This window comes from Cystobacter fuscus (assembly GCF_044360685.1).
GTDB lineage: Bacteria > Myxococcota > Myxococcia > Myxococcales > Myxococcaceae > Cystobacter > Cystobacter fuscus_C.
Genome location: NZ_CP043491.1, coordinates 6005952 through 6021709, shown reverse-complemented (window position 1 = coordinate 6021709; position 15758 = coordinate 6005952). Strand labels below are relative to the sequence as shown.

Below are 15758 nucleotides of genomic sequence, written 5' to 3'. Positions count from 1 at the left end.
CCCCTCCTTCCTGTTCCATTGCCGCGTCTTCAAGTCGCGCGGGGGAGGGTTCATGAAAAAGGCATCCATTCCATTGATGTTGGCGCTCACCGTGGCGCTGCTGGCGGGCTGCTCGGCCTCTTCCTCCGAAACCGGCTCGGCGCGGTTCGCCGTCGCCGTGCCCCAAGCCCTCTCCTCCGAGATCGCCCGCGTCTCCGTCACTTCCAGCGCCTCGGACATTCCCTCCGTGACCGTGGAGCTGGCACCCACCCGGGGCATCTGGGGCGGCACCCTCGGCAACATCCCCGCGGGCGTCCATCGCTCATTCCTGGCACAGGCCTTCGACGCTTCGGGCCTCCTGCTCTTCCAGGGCGCTGCTTCCGGCGTCACCCTCGCTGAAAACCAGACGACCCTCGTTGTCATCACCCTCCAGGAAGTCAATCCTCCTCCCGCCTTCGACAACGAGGCCCCGCTCATTGATTTCCTGGAGGCCTCCGCCATCTCCGTGCCCGCTGGCGGCTCGCTTTCCCTGGTGGCCTCGGCCCATGATCCCAACCCGGGCGACCTCCTGTCCTATGACTGGACGGCCACCGCGGGCTCCTTCTCTTCACCCTCCAAGGCCTCCACTTCGTGGACGGCTCCCGCCTCCACTGGCATTCAGACCCTCACCCTCACCGTGACGGACTCCCGTGGCCTGTCCTCTCGCGTTGTCCTGGCCATCCAGGTCTCCCGCAACGGCGGAATGGCGGAGGCTCAGCTTTCCATCGCCTTCAACAGCTCTCCTCGGGTGGCCTCCCTCACGGCCTCTCCCACGCGGCTTCCCGTCGGGCAGACGACCTCTGTCTCCGTCTCCGCCTCCGATCCGGATGGCGACAGCCTCTCCTACGCGTGGAGCGCCTCCTGCGCCGGCTCCTGGACCCACGCCTCCTCCAGCTCCGCTCAATTCACCCCCTCGCTCCTGCCCGCTGGCGCCTGCAACAACTGCCGCCTGACTGTCTCTGTCTCGGACGGACACGGCGGGCTGAACACCGGCACCGTCGCCCTGTGCATCAGCAACACGCCGCCTTCCCAGTCGTTCCCTCCCGAGATCCTCCGGACCTACCGCTCCTCGGACTCCGCCACCCCGGGCCAGGTGCTCACCTATGAAGTGGTTGCCAGCGATCCGCAGGGCTCCGCGCTCTCCTTCTACTGGGAGGCCTCGACAGGCGTGCTGGACCCGCCGAGCCACGACACCTCGCGCAGCCGCGTCACCTGGACAGCCCCCTCCTCCTGTGTCAGCGATGGCGCGCCCCCTTCCATCACCGTCACCGTCGTCAACGACTTCTATCGAATCGCGACTCGGAGCTTCGCGGTGACGGGGCTGCCGGTCTGTCCTCCCCCCGTGGGCAGTTGGGCCCGGACGGGCTCCATGGTCCAACCCCGCCGCGCCCACAGGGCGACGGTGCTGCCCGATGGCAAGGTCCTCGTCAGCGGGGGAGTGCTCGAGGAATACGAGCTGGATGCGTACTCCTTCAAGACGGCGGAGGTGTACGACCCGGCCACGGGCACCTGGCGCCTGACCGGTTCCATGGCGGGTGAGCGCGCCTACCACACGTCGACACTGTTGCCCGATGGCAAGGTGCTCGTCGTGGGGGGAACCGGTCTCGACGCGGTGGAAGGAACGGTCGGCGGGGCTGAGACGGCGGAGGTGTATGACCCGGCCACGGGAGTCTGGAGCCCTACCGGTTCCATGGCGGACGAGCGCACCCACCACACGGCGACGCTGCTGCCCGACGGCAAGGTGCTCGTCGTGGGGGGCAGCAACCTCCCGACCGCGGAGGTGTATGACCCGGCCACCGGTACCTGGAGCGCTACCGGCTCCATGGCCGCACCTCGCTACAACCACACGGCGACGCCGCTGCCCGACGGCAAGGTGCTCGTCTCCGGGGGATGGAGCAGTACAAGCATTCTCGCGACGGCGGAGGTGTATGACCCGGCCACGGGTACCTGGAGCGCCACCGGCTCCATGGCCTCATCCCGCGAAGGCCACACGGCGACGCCGCTGCCCGACGGCAAGGTGCTCGTCGTGGGGGGCCGAAACCTCCCAACCGCGGAGGTGTATGACCCGGCCACGGGCACCTGGAGCGCTACCGGCTCCATGGCCGAAGGGCACTTCACCCACACGGCGACGCCGCTGCCCGACGGCAGGGTGCTCGTCGTGGGGGGATTCGGCGGCATCGAAGCGTCCCAGGTGACGGCGGAGGTGTACGACCCGGTCATGGGGACCTGGCGCCTCGCCGCCCCCATGCCCATCGCTCGCCAGAACCTCGCGGCGGTGTTGCTGCCCGACGGCAAGGTCCTCATCGCGGGGGGACATATCATCGATGGCGATATTCAACTCGCGGCGGCGGAGCTGTTCACACCCTGAAGCGTGTCCCCGCCCAGGACACCCGCGGCATCCCCGATGAGGCGGTGGCGCGCTCGCTCATCGTGGAAGTTTCCCGCCAGGTGTACGCGCACGCGACGCGCTGATCCCCTCGCCGGACACGGCCGCCGAATGGTATGGGCGCCCGCTCTTCTCTCGGAGGATGATTTCCTTGCGTCCACTGCTGTTTTCCCTCGTCCTGCTCGTCACGGGTTGTGCGACAGCCCCCCGGGCCAAGAGCGCCTCGGAGCGCCTCGCCGAACTCAAACGCGAGCGGCAGGGTGCCCCGGCTCCCGCGTCACCGGAGGCGCCTGCTCCGGAGGCGCCTCCCGAGCAGCCCGCTCCTCCCACGCCCCCCGAGGCGCCAGCGCCTCCCGTCGTCGAGGCGCCTCCGCCTCCCGCTCCCCCCGAGCCTCCGCCCGCGGAGCCCGCCGCACCGGAGGCCCCTGCCGCGCCGGAGGCTCCCGCGGCGCCAACCGCCCCCGTATCTTCCTCCGTGCCCGTCCAGGGGAACGGTCCGAACAAGGGCGCATTGGGCCTCCACGGCTCGCTGTTCGGCTCGGTGACCGGGACGACCACGAGCTCCGTCTCGATGGTGGGCGTGCGCTATTTCGTCGAGGACTGGGTGGGGCTCAATCTGGAGGCGGGCTTCTCCATCGGCGCGGCGGAGCAGGCGACGGTGTCCGGTCTGGGATTGGGCGTGGGGGTGAACCTCTATGGCAACAGCCCGGACCCCGCGCTGCGGCCCTACTTCACGACCGGCCTGGGGTTCACCAGCGTGACGGCCGGCAGCACCGGACTCATCAGCGTGGCCGTCTCGGCGGGAGGAGGACTGGAGTACTGGGTCCTCCCCCGGCTCTCGGTGAATGCGAGCCTCCTGATCAACCTCGCCGCGGTCCCGGAGGCCGATACCATCGCCCTGGCGACGGTCCGCCCGGGACTCGGCGTGACGCTCTACACCCCCTGACTCAGGGCGTCGCGGCCGTGGTGAAGGTGCGGGTCTCGGAAGTGCTGACGGCCAGGTCCCCCGTGCCCTGCTCGAGAGGGTTGCCCTGCTCCACCAGTCCGATCATGGCGTCCAGGGAGGCCGCGGGGCCAACGCCCTGGATCTGCCAGGTGAACTCGGTATTGGCGGGCAGGTCCATGCCGAACGCGCTCAGGTCCGGCAGCGTGGCCTGGGTCCCGCTCGTGTAGATCGTCACCGTGTAGGGCGTCTGGTTTTCGCTCTTGTCCTCCTGGAGCGTGAGCGCATGCACGCCGCCCGCGAACGGCGACCAGGAGAACCCGGTGGTCCGCGTCACGTCCTTCGCCGCGTCCGCGGGCTGGGCTGGACGCGCGGGCACCTGGAACTCCACCGAGACGTTGGTGGTACCGGCGGTCAATCCCCGCTTGAAGAGGATCGTTTGGGCCTCGTTATCCGCTCCCTGTGCGTCGCGTGGGCTGGCGGCCGCGAGAATCGAGAAGGTGGTCTGGGGAATCTGGGGCACCGCGTAGTCGAACGCGCCCGAGGGAGCGAACGCGAGGCCCAAGCCAAACTCGGAGCCCGGCTTGATGGCGAGGCTCAAGGTGCTCACCGAGAGGGCGTATCCCTCCGGCACGATGTAGTTGCCCGCGAGCCTGGAGTTCGTCACGGGGCTCAGGGCGATGTCCTGCGCGGGGAGCGTGGCGTCCTTGGAAACGGTCACGTTGTCGCGCTGTCCGAAGGCCAGATAGCGCGTGGGAAGAGAGAGGGGATTGCTGCTCTCCGATTGAAGGGCGTAGATCGTGCCCGAGACAGAGGTGGCACCGTTCCAGTCCACGTTCAGCGAGTAGGTCCCCGAGGGCTCCACGGAACCAGACGCGTCGCCGCCCGTCGAAGCGAACAGCAGGCTGGTCGTGGTGATGGATGAAGACGGCTGTTCACCGGTGACGGTCCCTTCCACGGTGGCCCGGTGTTCGGGGTCGGGTTGCTCGGCATCCAAGTCGAGGACGAGGGGAACCGTGAGGGTTTCGAGCGTCAGCCCCTTGAAGACGGTCGCGACCCGGCGCTCCTTGTCGGCCACGATGACATCGTAGGGCGGCGTGACGCCCGAGATGCTGAAGGCGCCGGAGCCGTCCACGGCCACCGGCTGTCTGCCATTGCCCGGGATGAGGATCGAGGCCTTCGAGACGGCCTGGAGCGATTCGCCGAGCACCTTTCCCTTGACGGTGATGGTGGTGGGAACGGGATGGGTGGGATTGGGATTACCGGGTTTGTCATCGTCCGGGCCGGGGCACGCGGACAGCACCAGCGCGGCACAGCAACTCCAAACCAAAGATGCTTTCTTCATCGAGGGTGTTCTCCCTGGGGTGTAGTCGACAGGCGTGGGAATTGACCGCCGCGCCTGGACGAGGGGAGGGCTGATTTATTCAGCCCTTTTTCACGATGCGCGAACATGGTCTATCTGCGTGCGATGCCGCCTCCGGTCGTCACCGTCCTGCTGCCCGCCCGAAACGCCGAGCGCACCGTGGCCCGCGCGGTGACGAGCCTCCTGGATGGCACGCTGCGCGACCTCCGGGTGCTGGCGGTGGACGACGGCTCGGCGGACGGGACGCGCGGCGTGCTCGAGGGATTGGCGGCGCGTGACGCCCGGGTGGAGGTGCTGGACGGGGGAGGGTGCGGACTGGTGGCGGCGCTCAACCTCGCGCTCGCGCGGGCCGCCTCGCCCTACGTGGCGCGCATGGACGCGGATGACGAGTCGCTTCCCCGGCGTCTGGAGGCGAGTGTCGCGGCGCTGGAGGCGGACCCGAGCCTGGGCGGCGTGGGCACCGGCGTGGAGCTCTTTCGCGAGGATCAGCCGGTGAGCCCCTCGATGAGGGACTACGCGGCGTGGCTCAACGGGCTCGACTCGCCCGAGCGGCTGCGCCGCGAGCGCTTCGTGGAGAGTCCCATCTGCCATCCCTCGGTGTGCCTGCGGCGGGAGGCGGTGGTGGCCGCGGGAGGGTGGGCGCACGGGGACTTCCCGGAGGACTACGAGCTGTGGCTGAGGCTCATCGACCGGGGCCACGGGATGTACAACCTGCCCGAGGTGCTGTTTCGCTGGCGGGACAGCGCGGAGCGGCTGACGCGCACGGATCCGAGGTACGCGCACAAGCGCTTCATCTGGGTGAAGGCGCGCTATCTGGCGCGCAGCCGCGAGGTGGCGGGGCGTCCGCTGACGGTGTGGGGCACGGGCCCGGGAGGGCTCATGCTCACGCGATTCCTGCTCGCCGAGGGCGCCCGGGTGGCGCGCTTCATCGACGTGCACCCGCGCAAGGTGGGCACGCGCATCCACGGGATTCCGGTGGACCGGCCCGAGTCCCTGGGAGCGCCACCGGAGGACACGCACCTCATCGCGGCGGTGGGCGTGCGCGGCATCCGCGACGAGATCCGCGCCACCCTCGGCGCGCTCGGCTGGATCGAGGGCGTGCACTTCACCTGCGCGGCATGAGCGAACGGACGAGGCTTACCTGATGACCGAGAACATGAAGGGACTGCTGCTGGAGGATCGCTGGGCGCCTCTCACGTCGGAGCTGGGCTTTCTGGAGACCGGTGTGGAGCACGCCGCGCGCGCCTTCGCGACGTGGCATGCAGGGCTGCTAGCGCCGCGCGGCATCAACGTGGAGGTGCGTCCGGTGTCAGGCTCCCTGGAGCAGGCCCTCTCCACGCTGCTGCCCATCACCACACCAGAGGTGCAACGGCAACTCTTCATCCCGACACGCAGTCCCTGGACGGCGTACATCGAGAACGGGTGGGGGGGAACTGATGCATCGAGCGCCATGCGTTACATGGCCCGGACGCTGGGCTGCCGGGGCCTGCGTGTGGTCGCCGTGCCCAACACCATTCGGAAGGACAAGGGCCGCTTTGGTGCCGTGATGCTCGAGGTGTACGGCCCGCAGCGAACGGAGTGGCTCAACTACGTGCGGGTCGTGAGTGCGTCCAATGACGGGGGCGAGTGGGTCTTCGACCAGTCCGGTGAGCCCTTTCCCTTCGAGAAGGTGGAGCAGTACCAGGCTCGCCGGGTGAAGGACCGGTTCACGTTCGACATGCTCAAGGACTACCTGCGTCACCTGGGGCTGTCGCCCTTCGAGGAGGACTTCTACCTGCCGGAGGGCTCCCCCGCCTGGCTGGTGGAGAGGAAGGGGCCGGTCCTTCCCACCCACGCGGAGTTCACCCTGGCCCAGGCCCGGGAGGAGTTCTGACGCGCTCGAATGGTAGGCTCGGGCCCAGGCCCGTCCCCATGCTCTTCAAACGCACCATCCTCGATCAGATCCAACGGCTCGACCCGGAGAAGGATGATCACCGGATCCTCTTCCTGAGCTGGTCCCACGACTTCGTCTGGGACAGCCGCAAGGCGCTGGAGTTCGCCCTGTTCCGCACCTACGCCGTGCCGAGCATCGGCAAGTTGCTCGACTCCACGGGCGAGTTCACCCGCCGCACCCAGAAGCGCTACGACGACACGGATCTGCTCATCGCCGAGTTCCTCGAGTCCGGCTACGACAGCGAGCGGGGCCGCCGCGCCATCCGGCGCATGAACCAGCTCCACCACCGCTTCGACATCTCCAACGACGACTACCTCTACGTCCTCTCCACCTTCGTCCTGGAGCCCATCCGGTGGATGGAGCGCTTCGGCTGGCGGCCCTACACGGACCACGAGCGGCTCGCCGGCTTCCACTTCTTCAAGCAGGTGGGACGGCGGATGAACATCCGCGGCATCCCCGCCACCCTCGAGGAGCTGCAGCGCTTCAACCTCCAGTACGAGCGCGAGCACTTCCGCTACACCGACGAGAGCCGCCGCGTGGGCGAGGCCACCCGCGACCTGTTCCTCGGCTGGTTCCTGCCCAAGCCGCTGCTCGGATATGGCGCACCCGCGGTGCATGCGCTGATGGATCCCCCGCTCCTGCGGGCCTTCGGTTTCCCCGAACCCCCCTCCTGGCTGCGACAGACGGTGATGGGGGCCATGAAGACCCGCGCACGGCTGCTGCGCCTCATGCCCGAGCGCAAGCGGCCCCACCTCACCACCCAGGTTCCCCATCCCACCTATCCCCACGGCTACCAGATCGAGCAGCTCGGGCCCGAGGGGGTTCCACCTCCGAGCGAGGAGAAGCCATGACGGAGCGCGCCTCCATCCTGGTGGTCGACGATGATCCGCACCTGCGCGAGGTGGTGGGGTTCGCCCTCACGCAGGCGGGCTTCCACGTCGAGCAGGCCCGCGACGGCCGCGAGGGTCTGGAGTTCGTGCGCCGCTCGGTGCCCACGCTCATCGTCCTGGACATCATGATGCCGGAGATGGACGGCCTGGAGATGTGCCGCGAGGTGCGCCGCTCCCACGACTGCCCCATCGTGTTCCTCTCCTCGCGCGATGACGAGGTGGACCGCATCCTCGGCCTGGAGCTGGGCGGCGACGACTACCTCACCAAGCCCTTCAGCCCCCGGGAGCTGGTGGCGCGGGTGAAGGCCGTGCTGCGGCGCTCCCGTGCCCTCGCGAGCCCGCCGCCCGCGGCTCCCTCTCCAGTACTACAGCGCGGCCCCCTGCGCCTGGACGTGGACCTGTGGCGCGCCTGGTGGAACGAGCACGAGGTGGTGCTCACCGTCACCGAGTTCCACCTGCTCGCCGCGCTCCTGCGCGCCCCCGGCAAGGCGTTCACCCGCGACGAGCTGATGACCCGCGTCTACGAGGACGTGGTGGTGAGCGATCGGACCATCGACAGCCACGTGCGGCACATCCGGCGCAAGTTCGCCGACGCCGGGGGCGAGGTCATCCAGACGGTGCACGGCCTTGGCTATCGGCTCGCGATCCCCTGACGGCGGGCGCTCCCGCCCGCGCTTGTGGCTGGTGTTCGCGGCGGTGGGCCTTGGCGCCTTCGTGCTCGCGCTGCTCGGCCTTCTGTTCGTGCGCATCTACGATGATCAGCTCATCCGCCAGACGGAGTCCGAGCTCATCACCCAGGGCGTCGTCGTCGCGGAGCTGTACCGCTCCCGGCTGCGCGAGCGCGTGGAGCCCGGCTACGGGCTGAGGGCCCTCTCGCCCGGTCCGTCCGTGCCCATCGCGGGCTCCTCGCTGCGGCCCATCTTTCCGTCCCTCCGGGCCTCGGACGAGGTGCTGCCCCCCGTGGAGGCACCACCCCCCCGGTCCATCCTCCCCGCCGAGCCCCGCGCCCTCGAGGCCGCCGAGCCCCTCTCCGCGCTGCTCCAGGAGGTGAACCGCTCCACCCTGGCGGGCATCCGCGTGGTGGACCTCCAGGGGGTGGTCGTCGCCAGCTCCTCCTCGGAGTCGGATCTGGGCGCCACCCTCATCGGCCGGCAGGAGGTCCAGGAGGCCCTGCGGGGGGAGTACCGCGCGGTGCTGCGGATGCGCCTGTCCTTCGCCGGCGATGCGCCCCTGGCGTCCGCCAGCCGGGACAACGTCGTGCGGGTGTTGGTGGTGCTGCCCGTGCGGGAGGGGGAGCGGGTCTGGGGCGCGGTGGTGCTCTCGCGCACGCCGATGACGCTCGTCAAGGCCGTCTACGCGGACCGCTGGAACCTCACCGCCATCGGGCTGGTGCTCCTGGGGGTGGTGACGCTCATGTCCCTGGCCGGCGCGGCACTGGTGGTCCGTCCCGTGCGGGCCCTGGTGCGGCAGACGCGCGACATCGCCACCGGCGCTCCCGAGGGCTTCGCGCCCATCTCCCACCCGGTGGTGCGCGAGCTCGCCGAGCTGTCCGAGTCGCTCGCGGGCATGGCCACCGCGCTCAGGGATCGCAACCAGTACATCCGCTCCTTCGCGGCCAACGTGTCGCACGAGTTCAAGACGCCGCTGGCCGCCATCCAGGGCGCGGTGGAGCTCCTGCGCGACAGCGCCGAGGGCATGTCCGCCGCCCAGCGCGAGCGCTTCCTCTCCAACATCGACGCCGACGCCCGGCGCCTCACCCGGCTGGTGCAACGGCTGCTGGAGCTCGCGCGCGCGGACTCCCTCGTGGCCCGGCCCTCGCGCACGCAAGTCGCCCCCGTGCTCGAGGCGCTCGCCGCCCGGGCCAGCGCCGAGGGGCTCGCGGTGGTGGAGGTGGGCCCCCTGCCTCCGGGGCTCGTCCTGGGACTGCCCGCCGAGGTGCTGGAGGATCTCCTCTGGCAGCTCATCACCAACGCGGCCCAGCACGGAGGCGAGGGGGTGCGCGTGCGGCTGGAGGCGGAAGGGGGGCCCGAGGGAGGAAGGGTGGTGGTGCGCGACGACGGTCGGGGCATCTCCGAGGCCAACCGGGCACGCGTCTTCGATGCCTTCTTCACGACGGCCCGGGAGCGGGGGGGCACGGGGCTCGGGCTGACCATCGCCCAGTCCATGTTGCGCGCCTTCGGGGCCCGGCTGGAACTGCTGCCCGCGGAGGGCAGGGGGGCCGCCTTCGCCGTGGTGGAGGGCACTTCCTGGAATTCCGGAGCAACTTCCGGCGCTCTGGTACGATAAGACAATGCCCTGGGCGGAGAGGGTTCACGCATGAGCATGCCGGGTATTCCAGTCGAGGTGCAGGCGGGCTTCCGTCTCGAGTCCCGTGCCGAGCGGGACATGCTCGCCCAGGCTCCAGCGGAGATGCGTCCGTTCCTGGAGGCCCAGATGAAGATGGCGATGGAGATGGAGATGTGCGAGTTCCTCACCCGCATGTTCAAGAGCGATCACGAACAGGCGACGACGGTGATGAAGAACATCGGCGGCTGACGCCGGCTCCCGGCTATGCCCCCGTCGCCTGCCGTGCGGCGTCCGGGGCGTCGGCGAGCCGCCAGCGCACCCCCACGAGCCCCGCCTCCTTCACGAGCCCCTCCACCAGGGGGCCGTAGTTCTCCTCCACCCATTGACGGAAGTAGGCGTCGGGGGCCGCGAGCACCAGGTGCCCGTCCTCCACGTCCACCGCGCGCGCCTGGGCCAGCCACGAGAGCGCGTAGCGCTTGCCGTTGTCCCGCAGCCACCCGAGGCACTCGTTCCACCGGCGGCCCGCCTCGGTGGACTCGTCCACGGACGGAACGGGGGACGGCTCGGAGACCGGCTCCAGGTAGCGCGCCCACACCCGGGGTGAGCAGAACGCCTGGGCCGTGCAGCGCGGCTCGCGCGTGCGTCCCCACTCCGAGTGCAGGTAGCCGCGCCACGCCGCCTGGAGCCGGCGCTCATCCCCCCCCACCTTGTCCAGGGCGAAGCGGTACCAGGCGCTCCACGTCCGGGGACGCTCCTCGGCGGGGATGCCGGGCAGCGTCTGGCCGCGCTCACGCTGGCAGGCCTCGAAGAAGGCCTCGGCCTGGGCCTCTTCCGCCGCCGGGCAGGGCTCGGCGTCCGTGGACGTGCTCCGGGCCGTCAGGGCGGTGGCGGCCGCCTGGAGCCGCACCTCCGGGGGCGGAGAGGCCGGCACCATGTGCATGCCCGGCAGGCAGCGCTGGATGGGCGTCGTCTCCTCGGGCACGTCCTCCACGGCGGGTGGGGGCACGGGCAGGAGCCTGCTCGCGGACGTCCCCGTTTCCCTGACCTCCGCCGCGGCAGCAGCAGAAGAAGTCTTCTTCTCACTCTCTCTTTCCTTCTTCTTTCTGGGCGAGGACGTCCCGGACGCGTCCGCCGGACGTCCCGCGGACACGCCGGAGGCCTTGGCGGCGCGCTCCTTCCTCTTGCGCTCGGCTTCCTTCTGCCTCTTTTCGAGGACTTGCACGTAGCGATCGCACAGCGTGAGGCGGACCGAGTCCCCCTCCCGGACGAGGATCCGGGCGCGCAGCAACGCGTCCCAGAAGGCGCCGGGGGTGCCGGTCCACCGGACCGCGCCTTCCAGGGCCTCGCACCACACCGCCTCGTCCGCGGACGCGTCCAACTCCTGTCCGCCGGACCGTCCGCCGGACGTGGCGAAGGGCTCGAAGCGCCCGGAGGGCAGCGCCTGCACCGCCCAGATCTGCAGTTCCACGATGGAGCCCAGGAAGGCCCGCCGATCCATCCCCAGGGTGCGTGCCGCACACACCGCCTCGAGGCTCATGGGAAAGCCCACGTCGACCTGTACCCAGTCCAATCCGGCCATGTCATCGCCTCCCGTGGAACCGCCGCGCGTCCGCCGCTCTGTCTCCGGGAGCACAGAGCTGATCCCCTCGGGGGGCTCGCTCGGGGAGGACGCTGATCGCCGGGTGATCCACGTTCGCGATCTGAGGCGTCCCCGCCCGGCCGTCTACCCCCCGGGGTTCCCAGCCCTCCAGGATCAGCGGATCCGCGCGCTCCAAGTGTCGCCTGGCCTCGGGAGCGGTAGTGGGCGGTAGCGGGCGCGACAGCCCGCTACAGGTTGTCTCCTGTTAGGAAGAGGTCTCATGAGCATTGGAAAGAAGATCGCCCTGGGCTTTGGCTTGTCGCTGCTGGTGCTGCTGATCGTGGCGCTGGTGGCGTTCCAGGGCGCCCGGCAGCTACAGGAGACCACCGAGGGCCTGGTGGACAGCCGCGATCAGGGCCGCCGCATGTCCATGGTCCTCTCGCTCATCGTGGACGCCGAGACGAGCCAGCGCGGCTTCGTCATCACCGGCGATCCGAGCTATCTGGAGCCCTACCGTCGGGCCCTTCAGCAGCTGGACGAGGATCTCCTGCTCTTGCGCCGCGACCTGGCCGGCTCTCCCGAGCAACTGGCGCGCCTGGAGCGGCTCGAGCCCATCATCCGCGAGCGGCTCGCCACCCTGGAGCGCACGCGCCAGTTGCGCGAACAGTCCGGAGGCATGGATGCCGTGGCCCAGGCCGTTCGTGCGAGCTCGGGCCGGGGCCGGCAGTTGATGGACGAGGTGCGCCGGGGACTCGGTGAGATGTTGAAGTACGAGGATCTGCGCTGGGCGGAGTTCGAGAGCCAGGCCCGGGAGAGCGCCTGGCGCAGCATCTGGGTGCTGGCCTCGGGCACGCTCGTGGGCCTGCTCATCGTGGCCCTGGGCAGTTTCATCATCACCCGGAGCATCACCGGCCCGCTGGACAAGCTGGTGAAGGGCACCGTGCAACTGGGCCGCGGCAATCTCGAGCACCGCATCGAGGTGCACAACCGCGACGAGACCGGGGAGCTGGCGCGCGCCTTCAATGACATGGCCGAGCGCCGCAAGGCCGCCGAGGCCCAGCTCGCCGAGCAGTCCCGGCAGCGCGAGCACACCCTGCGGACGGTGGCCGAGTTCGTCAACCAGCTCGCGGGCACCACGTCGGAGATATTGGTGAGCACCACCCAGCAGGTGGCCAGCACCCAGGAGCAGGGCAGCGCGGTGGCCGAGACGGTGAGCACCATCGAGGAGATCGCCCAGACGTCCGAGGAGGCGGCGGGACGCGCGCGCGGGGTGAGCGAGTCGGCGCGCCATGCCGAGGAGGTGGGCCGCAACGGCCGACGCACGGTGGAGGAAGCGGTGGAGGCCATGTCCACCGTGCGCGCGCAGGTGGAGTCCATCGCCTCGCGCATCCTCGCCCTGGCCGAGCAGGCCCAGGCCATCGGCGACATCATCACCACCGTCAACGACATCTCCGAGCAGACGCACATGCTCGCCCTCAACGCCTCCATCGAGGCCAGCCGCGCGGGCGAGCACGGCCGGGGCTTCGCCGTGGTGGCCGCCGAGGTGAAGGCGCTCGCGGACCAGTCCAAGAAGTCCACCACCCAGGTGCGGCAGATCCTGGGGCAGATCCAGAAGGCCACCCAGGGCGCGGTGATGACCACGGAGGAGGGCACCAAGAGCGTGGGCGCGGCCGTGCGCGTGGTGTCGCAGGCGGGCAGCACCATCCAGACGCTGGGGGAGCTGCTCGGCCAGGCGTCGCTCACCGCGGCGCAGATCTCCGCTTCCGCCATCCAGCAGGCCACCGGCATCGGGCAGATCCGCCAGGCCATGCGCGACGTGAGTCAGGCCACCCAGCAGATGCTCACCAGCACCCGGCAGACCGAGCACGCCATGCAGGCCCTCAACGCCATGGGCCAGAAGCTCAAGGGTCTGCTGGGCGAGTACGAGCGCGCCGCGTGAGCGGGGCTCACAGCGCCGAGCAGTCCTTCCAGGTGAGGCCCGTGTCCCGGGCGAAGTCCAGCAGCCGGGGCACCGCCTCGTGCACCTTGTCGTGCACGTCGTGGAAGAGGACGATGCCGCGCCGCCACAGCAACATCAGGGTGACGACCCGATCCGTGGTGGGCCCGGGCGCGACGGTGGCGTTCCAGTCCTGGGAGTCGATGTTCCAGAGCATCACCTCGCCGCCCTGGCCCGACAACCACCGGGTCAACTCCGGCGAGCGCTGTCCATAGGGCGGGCGGAAGAGGACCTTCCGGGAGCCCGCCAGGCCCAGGGTGGAGATCCGCTCGCGCGAGCCCTCCACCGGCTCCTTCCACGTGGCCAGCTTCTGGTGCGACACGTGCCGCTGTCCGTGGGATCCGACGCACTGTCCCTGGTACAGCGCCTGGAGTGACGCCGCGCTCGTCCTGCCCAGGCGCGTCTCGAGCGCGTCGCCGAGCACGAAGAAGACGCCCTTGGCCTCCCGTGCGTTGAGCAGCGCCACCAACCGGTCCGTGCCCTTGCCCGCGGGCGTGGGGCCATCGTCGAAGGTCAGCAGGAACTGCCGGTCCGGCCAGTCCGAGCCGGTGACTTCTCCCGGCCCGAGCGGGAGGATCTCACTGGTCGGGGAGGGGAACAGGGCCGCCAGCCGCAGCTGCTCCTTCACATAGAGGGTGTAGAAGCGCGAGTCCATCGCCAGCCAGGCCTGGTACTCGGGGCCGAGGCCCGCCACGAACGCGCCGCCCAGCCGCACGAGGTTCGCCGCGGTGGGCTCCTCCGCGCCGCAGCCCGGCTCGGACGGAGCGCCACAGGCCGTCCGGGCCGCGCGCAGGTTGCGCGCCACGGTGTCCTTCACGCCCTCGAGCCAGCGGCGCACCGACTCGTCATGCACCTGCTTGACGCCGAGCAGGGCCGGAAACCCTTCCGCTTGGGCCTCCAGCTCACCGAGCACGTGGGCGAACACGAGGTTCTCCGCGCGCGAGGCGAGATCGAAGTCCTGGGACGAGCGCAGCGGCCGGGGCCAGAGGGAGCGATCCGCGACCGCGACCTCCTTGGGACCCGCGGCCCGGGAGGAGGCACCGGACAGCAGCGCGAGGAGGGGGAGGGCGAGTGACAGTGAGCGGAGGTTCATGGGGTGGGGAGTCCGGGGTCGGTTCTGGCCGAGCTTCTGCTTCATCTTCTCGTAGAGGTACTCCGCGTCCACGTGGCCGGGGAGCCTCACGGGCCCATACGACCTCAGCGGAAGTAGCTCTGGGAGATGTCCACCGAGTAGCCCAGTTCCAGCGTGGGCGCCGAGGCCGCCACGAGGTACTGGCGGAAGTGGAGCACCTTGCCGGGCAGGGGCGTCGACGTGTCCGGGGCGTCCTCGGTCTTCGCCTCGTCGGGCTCCATGCTGCCGCCCTCGCGCTGGTAGTTGAAGACGGCGGGGAAGTGCGCCCGCGCTCGAATCGACGCCACCGGCCAGGACACCCGGGGCAGTGCCAGCTTCAACCGGCCCGACAGGTGGAAGATGCCCAGGTCCCGCGTCAGCACCACCTCCAGCGTGGCCTCCGTCTCTCCCACCCGCGTCGGGGCCACCTTCACGAGCAACCGGCCCTCCTTCTCCTCGGGCACGAGCGGCGCGGAGTCGAGCAGCACCCGCTCGAGGTGATGACCCTCGGGCAGCGTCAGCTCCAGCGGCTGCTCACGGTCCAGACGCAGTGCGTAGCGCACCCGCAGGCTGGCCTTGCCCTCGAGCGTGGACACCCAGGTGGCGTGGGCCTCGGGAATGCTCGGCTCGAGCGGAGGACGAATCACCTGGCGCGCCACCTTCGGCGCCACGGTGGTGCGCCAGCCCACCCGCAGCACGCCCTGCCGGGGATACACGTCCACCTCCTCGCTCGAGGTGAGCACCGGCTCCGTCAGGGTGAAGGCCGTGGCATCCGCCTCCAACCGCAGTGGCACCGGCGTGACGTGGGGGCCAAAACGCAGTTGAGCCAGACGCTCGGAGCCCGCCACCGTGGGCCGCAGGGTGAAGCTCACGTCGAAGACATGACGGCCGGACTGCCGCGTCACCAACGTCAGGTGCGCGTCCAGGGCCGCCACCGTGGCGCCCTCCAGCGTGGGCAACTCGGTCAGGTACGTGTCCGCGTCGAGCCGCAGCAGCTTCACCTGCGTCCAGCTTCCGTCGGCGAGCACCTCTACCTCGAAGTGCGCCTCCACCAGCAGGGCCTCCGCGGTGAGACGTCCCTTGAGCTGGCTCTTCACCACCAGGGCACGTGCGGGGGGCTCGGGGGGAGCGGCCTCGTGTTCCTTCTTCCCGTAGAGCGAGATCAACTCCTGGAGGGGCACCGTCGCCGAGCCCGAGGGCGGGGCATCCGCCGTGGTCAACAACAACCCGAGTACGAGAGCAGGCATCCACAT

The 15758-nt window shown here is 70.1% G+C and carries 13 protein-coding genes; 9 read left to right on the top strand and 4 right to left on the bottom strand.

Features of this window, described 5'->3' with window-relative positions; translation table 11 throughout:
- Positions 1 to 52: 52 nt before the first annotated feature.
- Both F0U63_RS24770 and F0U63_RS24765 read left to right on the top strand, forming a co-directional pair.
- The gene (locus F0U63_RS24770) at positions 53 to 2386 is read left to right on the top strand and encodes a kelch repeat-containing protein (protein WP_395833011.1); all 2334 of its coding nucleotides are present in this window, start codon (positions 53 to 55) and stop codon (positions 2384 to 2386) included.
- A 169-nt stretch (positions 2387 to 2555) separates the two neighbouring features.
- Positions 2556 to 3350, top strand: coding sequence for an outer membrane beta-barrel protein (locus F0U63_RS24765; RefSeq protein WP_395833009.1), 795 nt, complete (start codon positions 2556 to 2558; stop codon positions 3348 to 3350).
- A 1-nt stretch (position 3351) separates the two neighbouring features.
- Here the strand turns inward: F0U63_RS24765 and F0U63_RS24760 are convergent, their stop codons facing one another.
- Entirely contained in the window at positions 3352 to 4692 is a 1341-nt protein-coding gene (locus tag F0U63_RS24760; RefSeq protein ID WP_395833007.1) for a hypothetical protein, read from the bottom strand.
- Between the two features lie 105 nt (positions 4693 to 4797).
- On the opposite strand from F0U63_RS24760, the gene F0U63_RS24755 reads away from it, so the two are divergent.
- Genes F0U63_RS24755 through F0U63_RS24730 form a run of 6 tightly spaced genes read left to right on the top strand, consistent with a single transcriptional unit; the run spans position 4798 to position 10068 of the window.
- Positions 4798 to 5832, top strand: coding sequence for a glycosyltransferase family 2 protein (locus tag F0U63_RS24755; protein ID WP_395833005.1), 1035 nt, complete (start codon positions 4798 to 4800; stop codon positions 5830 to 5832).
- A gap of 22 nt (positions 5833 to 5854) precedes the next feature.
- Entirely contained in the window at positions 5855 to 6583 is a 729-nt protein-coding gene (locus F0U63_RS24750) for a hypothetical protein (protein ID WP_395833003.1), read from the top strand.
- Positions 6584 to 6621: 38 nt separating this feature from the next.
- Positions 6622 to 7494, top strand: coding sequence for an oxygenase MpaB family protein (locus tag F0U63_RS24745; RefSeq protein WP_395833001.1), 873 nt, complete (start codon positions 6622 to 6624; stop codon positions 7492 to 7494).
- A complete protein-coding gene (locus F0U63_RS24740) occupies positions 7491 to 8186 on the top strand; it encodes a response regulator transcription factor (RefSeq protein ID WP_395832999.1) in 696 nt (231 codons plus the stop codon). Before F0U63_RS24745 ends, F0U63_RS24740 begins: the two co-directional genes overlap by 4 nt.
- 31 nt (positions 8187 to 8217) lie before the next feature.
- The gene (locus tag F0U63_RS24735) at positions 8218 to 9819 is read left to right on the top strand and encodes a sensor histidine kinase (RefSeq protein WP_395848419.1); all 1602 of its coding nucleotides are present in this window, start codon (positions 8218 to 8220) and stop codon (positions 9817 to 9819) included.
- Positions 9820 to 9849: 30 nt separating this feature from the next.
- Positions 9850 to 10068: a hypothetical protein gene (locus F0U63_RS24730; RefSeq protein WP_395832997.1), complete on the top strand. Its 219-nt coding sequence runs from the start codon at positions 9850 to 9852 to the stop codon at positions 10066 to 10068.
- 13 nt (positions 10069 to 10081) lie between these two features.
- Here F0U63_RS24730 and F0U63_RS24725 read toward each other — a convergent pair whose 3' ends face one another.
- Complete coding sequence (locus F0U63_RS24725) at positions 10082 to 11398, bottom strand: DnaA N-terminal domain-containing protein (RefSeq protein ID WP_395832995.1); 1317 nt, start codon at positions 11396 to 11398, stop codon at positions 10082 to 10084.
- Between the two features lie 280 nt (positions 11399 to 11678).
- Here F0U63_RS24725 and F0U63_RS24720 point away from each other — a divergent pair, with 280 nt between their 5' ends.
- Positions 11679 to 13337: a methyl-accepting chemotaxis protein gene (locus F0U63_RS24720; RefSeq protein ID WP_395832993.1), complete on the top strand. Its 1659-nt coding sequence runs from the start codon at positions 11679 to 11681 to the stop codon at positions 13335 to 13337.
- Positions 13338 to 13344: 7 nt separating this feature from the next.
- On the opposite strand, the gene F0U63_RS24715 is transcribed toward F0U63_RS24720, so the two are convergent.
- Positions 13345 to 14577 carry a polysaccharide deacetylase family protein gene (locus F0U63_RS24715; protein ID WP_395832991.1) on the bottom strand — a complete coding sequence of 411 codons (1233 nt, stop codon included), beginning with the start codon at positions 14575 to 14577 and terminating at the stop codon, positions 13345 to 13347.
- Positions 14578 to 14591: 14 nt separating this feature from the next.
- Entirely contained in the window at positions 14592 to 15758 is a 1167-nt protein-coding gene (locus F0U63_RS24710; protein ID WP_395832989.1) for a hypothetical protein, read from the bottom strand.

Bases quoted from the DNA above. Each gene is read 5' to 3' on its own strand.
- F0U63_RS24710 (WP_395832989.1), bottom strand. From the start codon at position 15,758: ATGTGGATGCCTGCTCTCGTACTCGGGTTGTTGTTGACCACGGCGGAT.
- F0U63_RS24725 (WP_395832995.1), bottom strand. From the start codon at position 11,398: ATGGCCGGATTGGACTGGGTACAGGTCGACGTGGGCTTTCCCATGAGC.
- F0U63_RS24730 (WP_395832997.1), top strand. From the start codon at position 9,850: ATGAGCATGCCGGGTATTCCAGTCGAGGTGCAGGCGGGCTTCCGTCTC.
- F0U63_RS24745 (WP_395833001.1), top strand. From the start codon at position 6,622: ATGCTCTTCAAACGCACCATCCTCGATCAGATCCAACGGCTCGACCCG.
- F0U63_RS24755 (WP_395833005.1), top strand. From the start codon at position 4,798: ATGGTCTATCTGCGTGCGATGCCGCCTCCGGTCGTCACCGTCCTGCTG.
- F0U63_RS24740 (WP_395832999.1), top strand. From the start codon at position 7,491: ATGACGGAGCGCGCCTCCATCCTGGTGGTCGACGATGATCCGCACCTG.
- F0U63_RS24720 (WP_395832993.1), top strand. From the start codon at position 11,679: ATGAGCATTGGAAAGAAGATCGCCCTGGGCTTTGGCTTGTCGCTGCTG.
- F0U63_RS24770 (WP_395833011.1), top strand. From the start codon at position 53: ATGAAAAAGGCATCCATTCCATTGATGTTGGCGCTCACCGTGGCGCTG.
- F0U63_RS24750 (WP_395833003.1), top strand. From the start codon at position 5,855: ATGACCGAGAACATGAAGGGACTGCTGCTGGAGGATCGCTGGGCGCCT.
- F0U63_RS24760 (WP_395833007.1), bottom strand. From the start codon at position 4,692: ATGAAGAAAGCATCTTTGGTTTGGAGTTGCTGTGCCGCGCTGGTGCTG.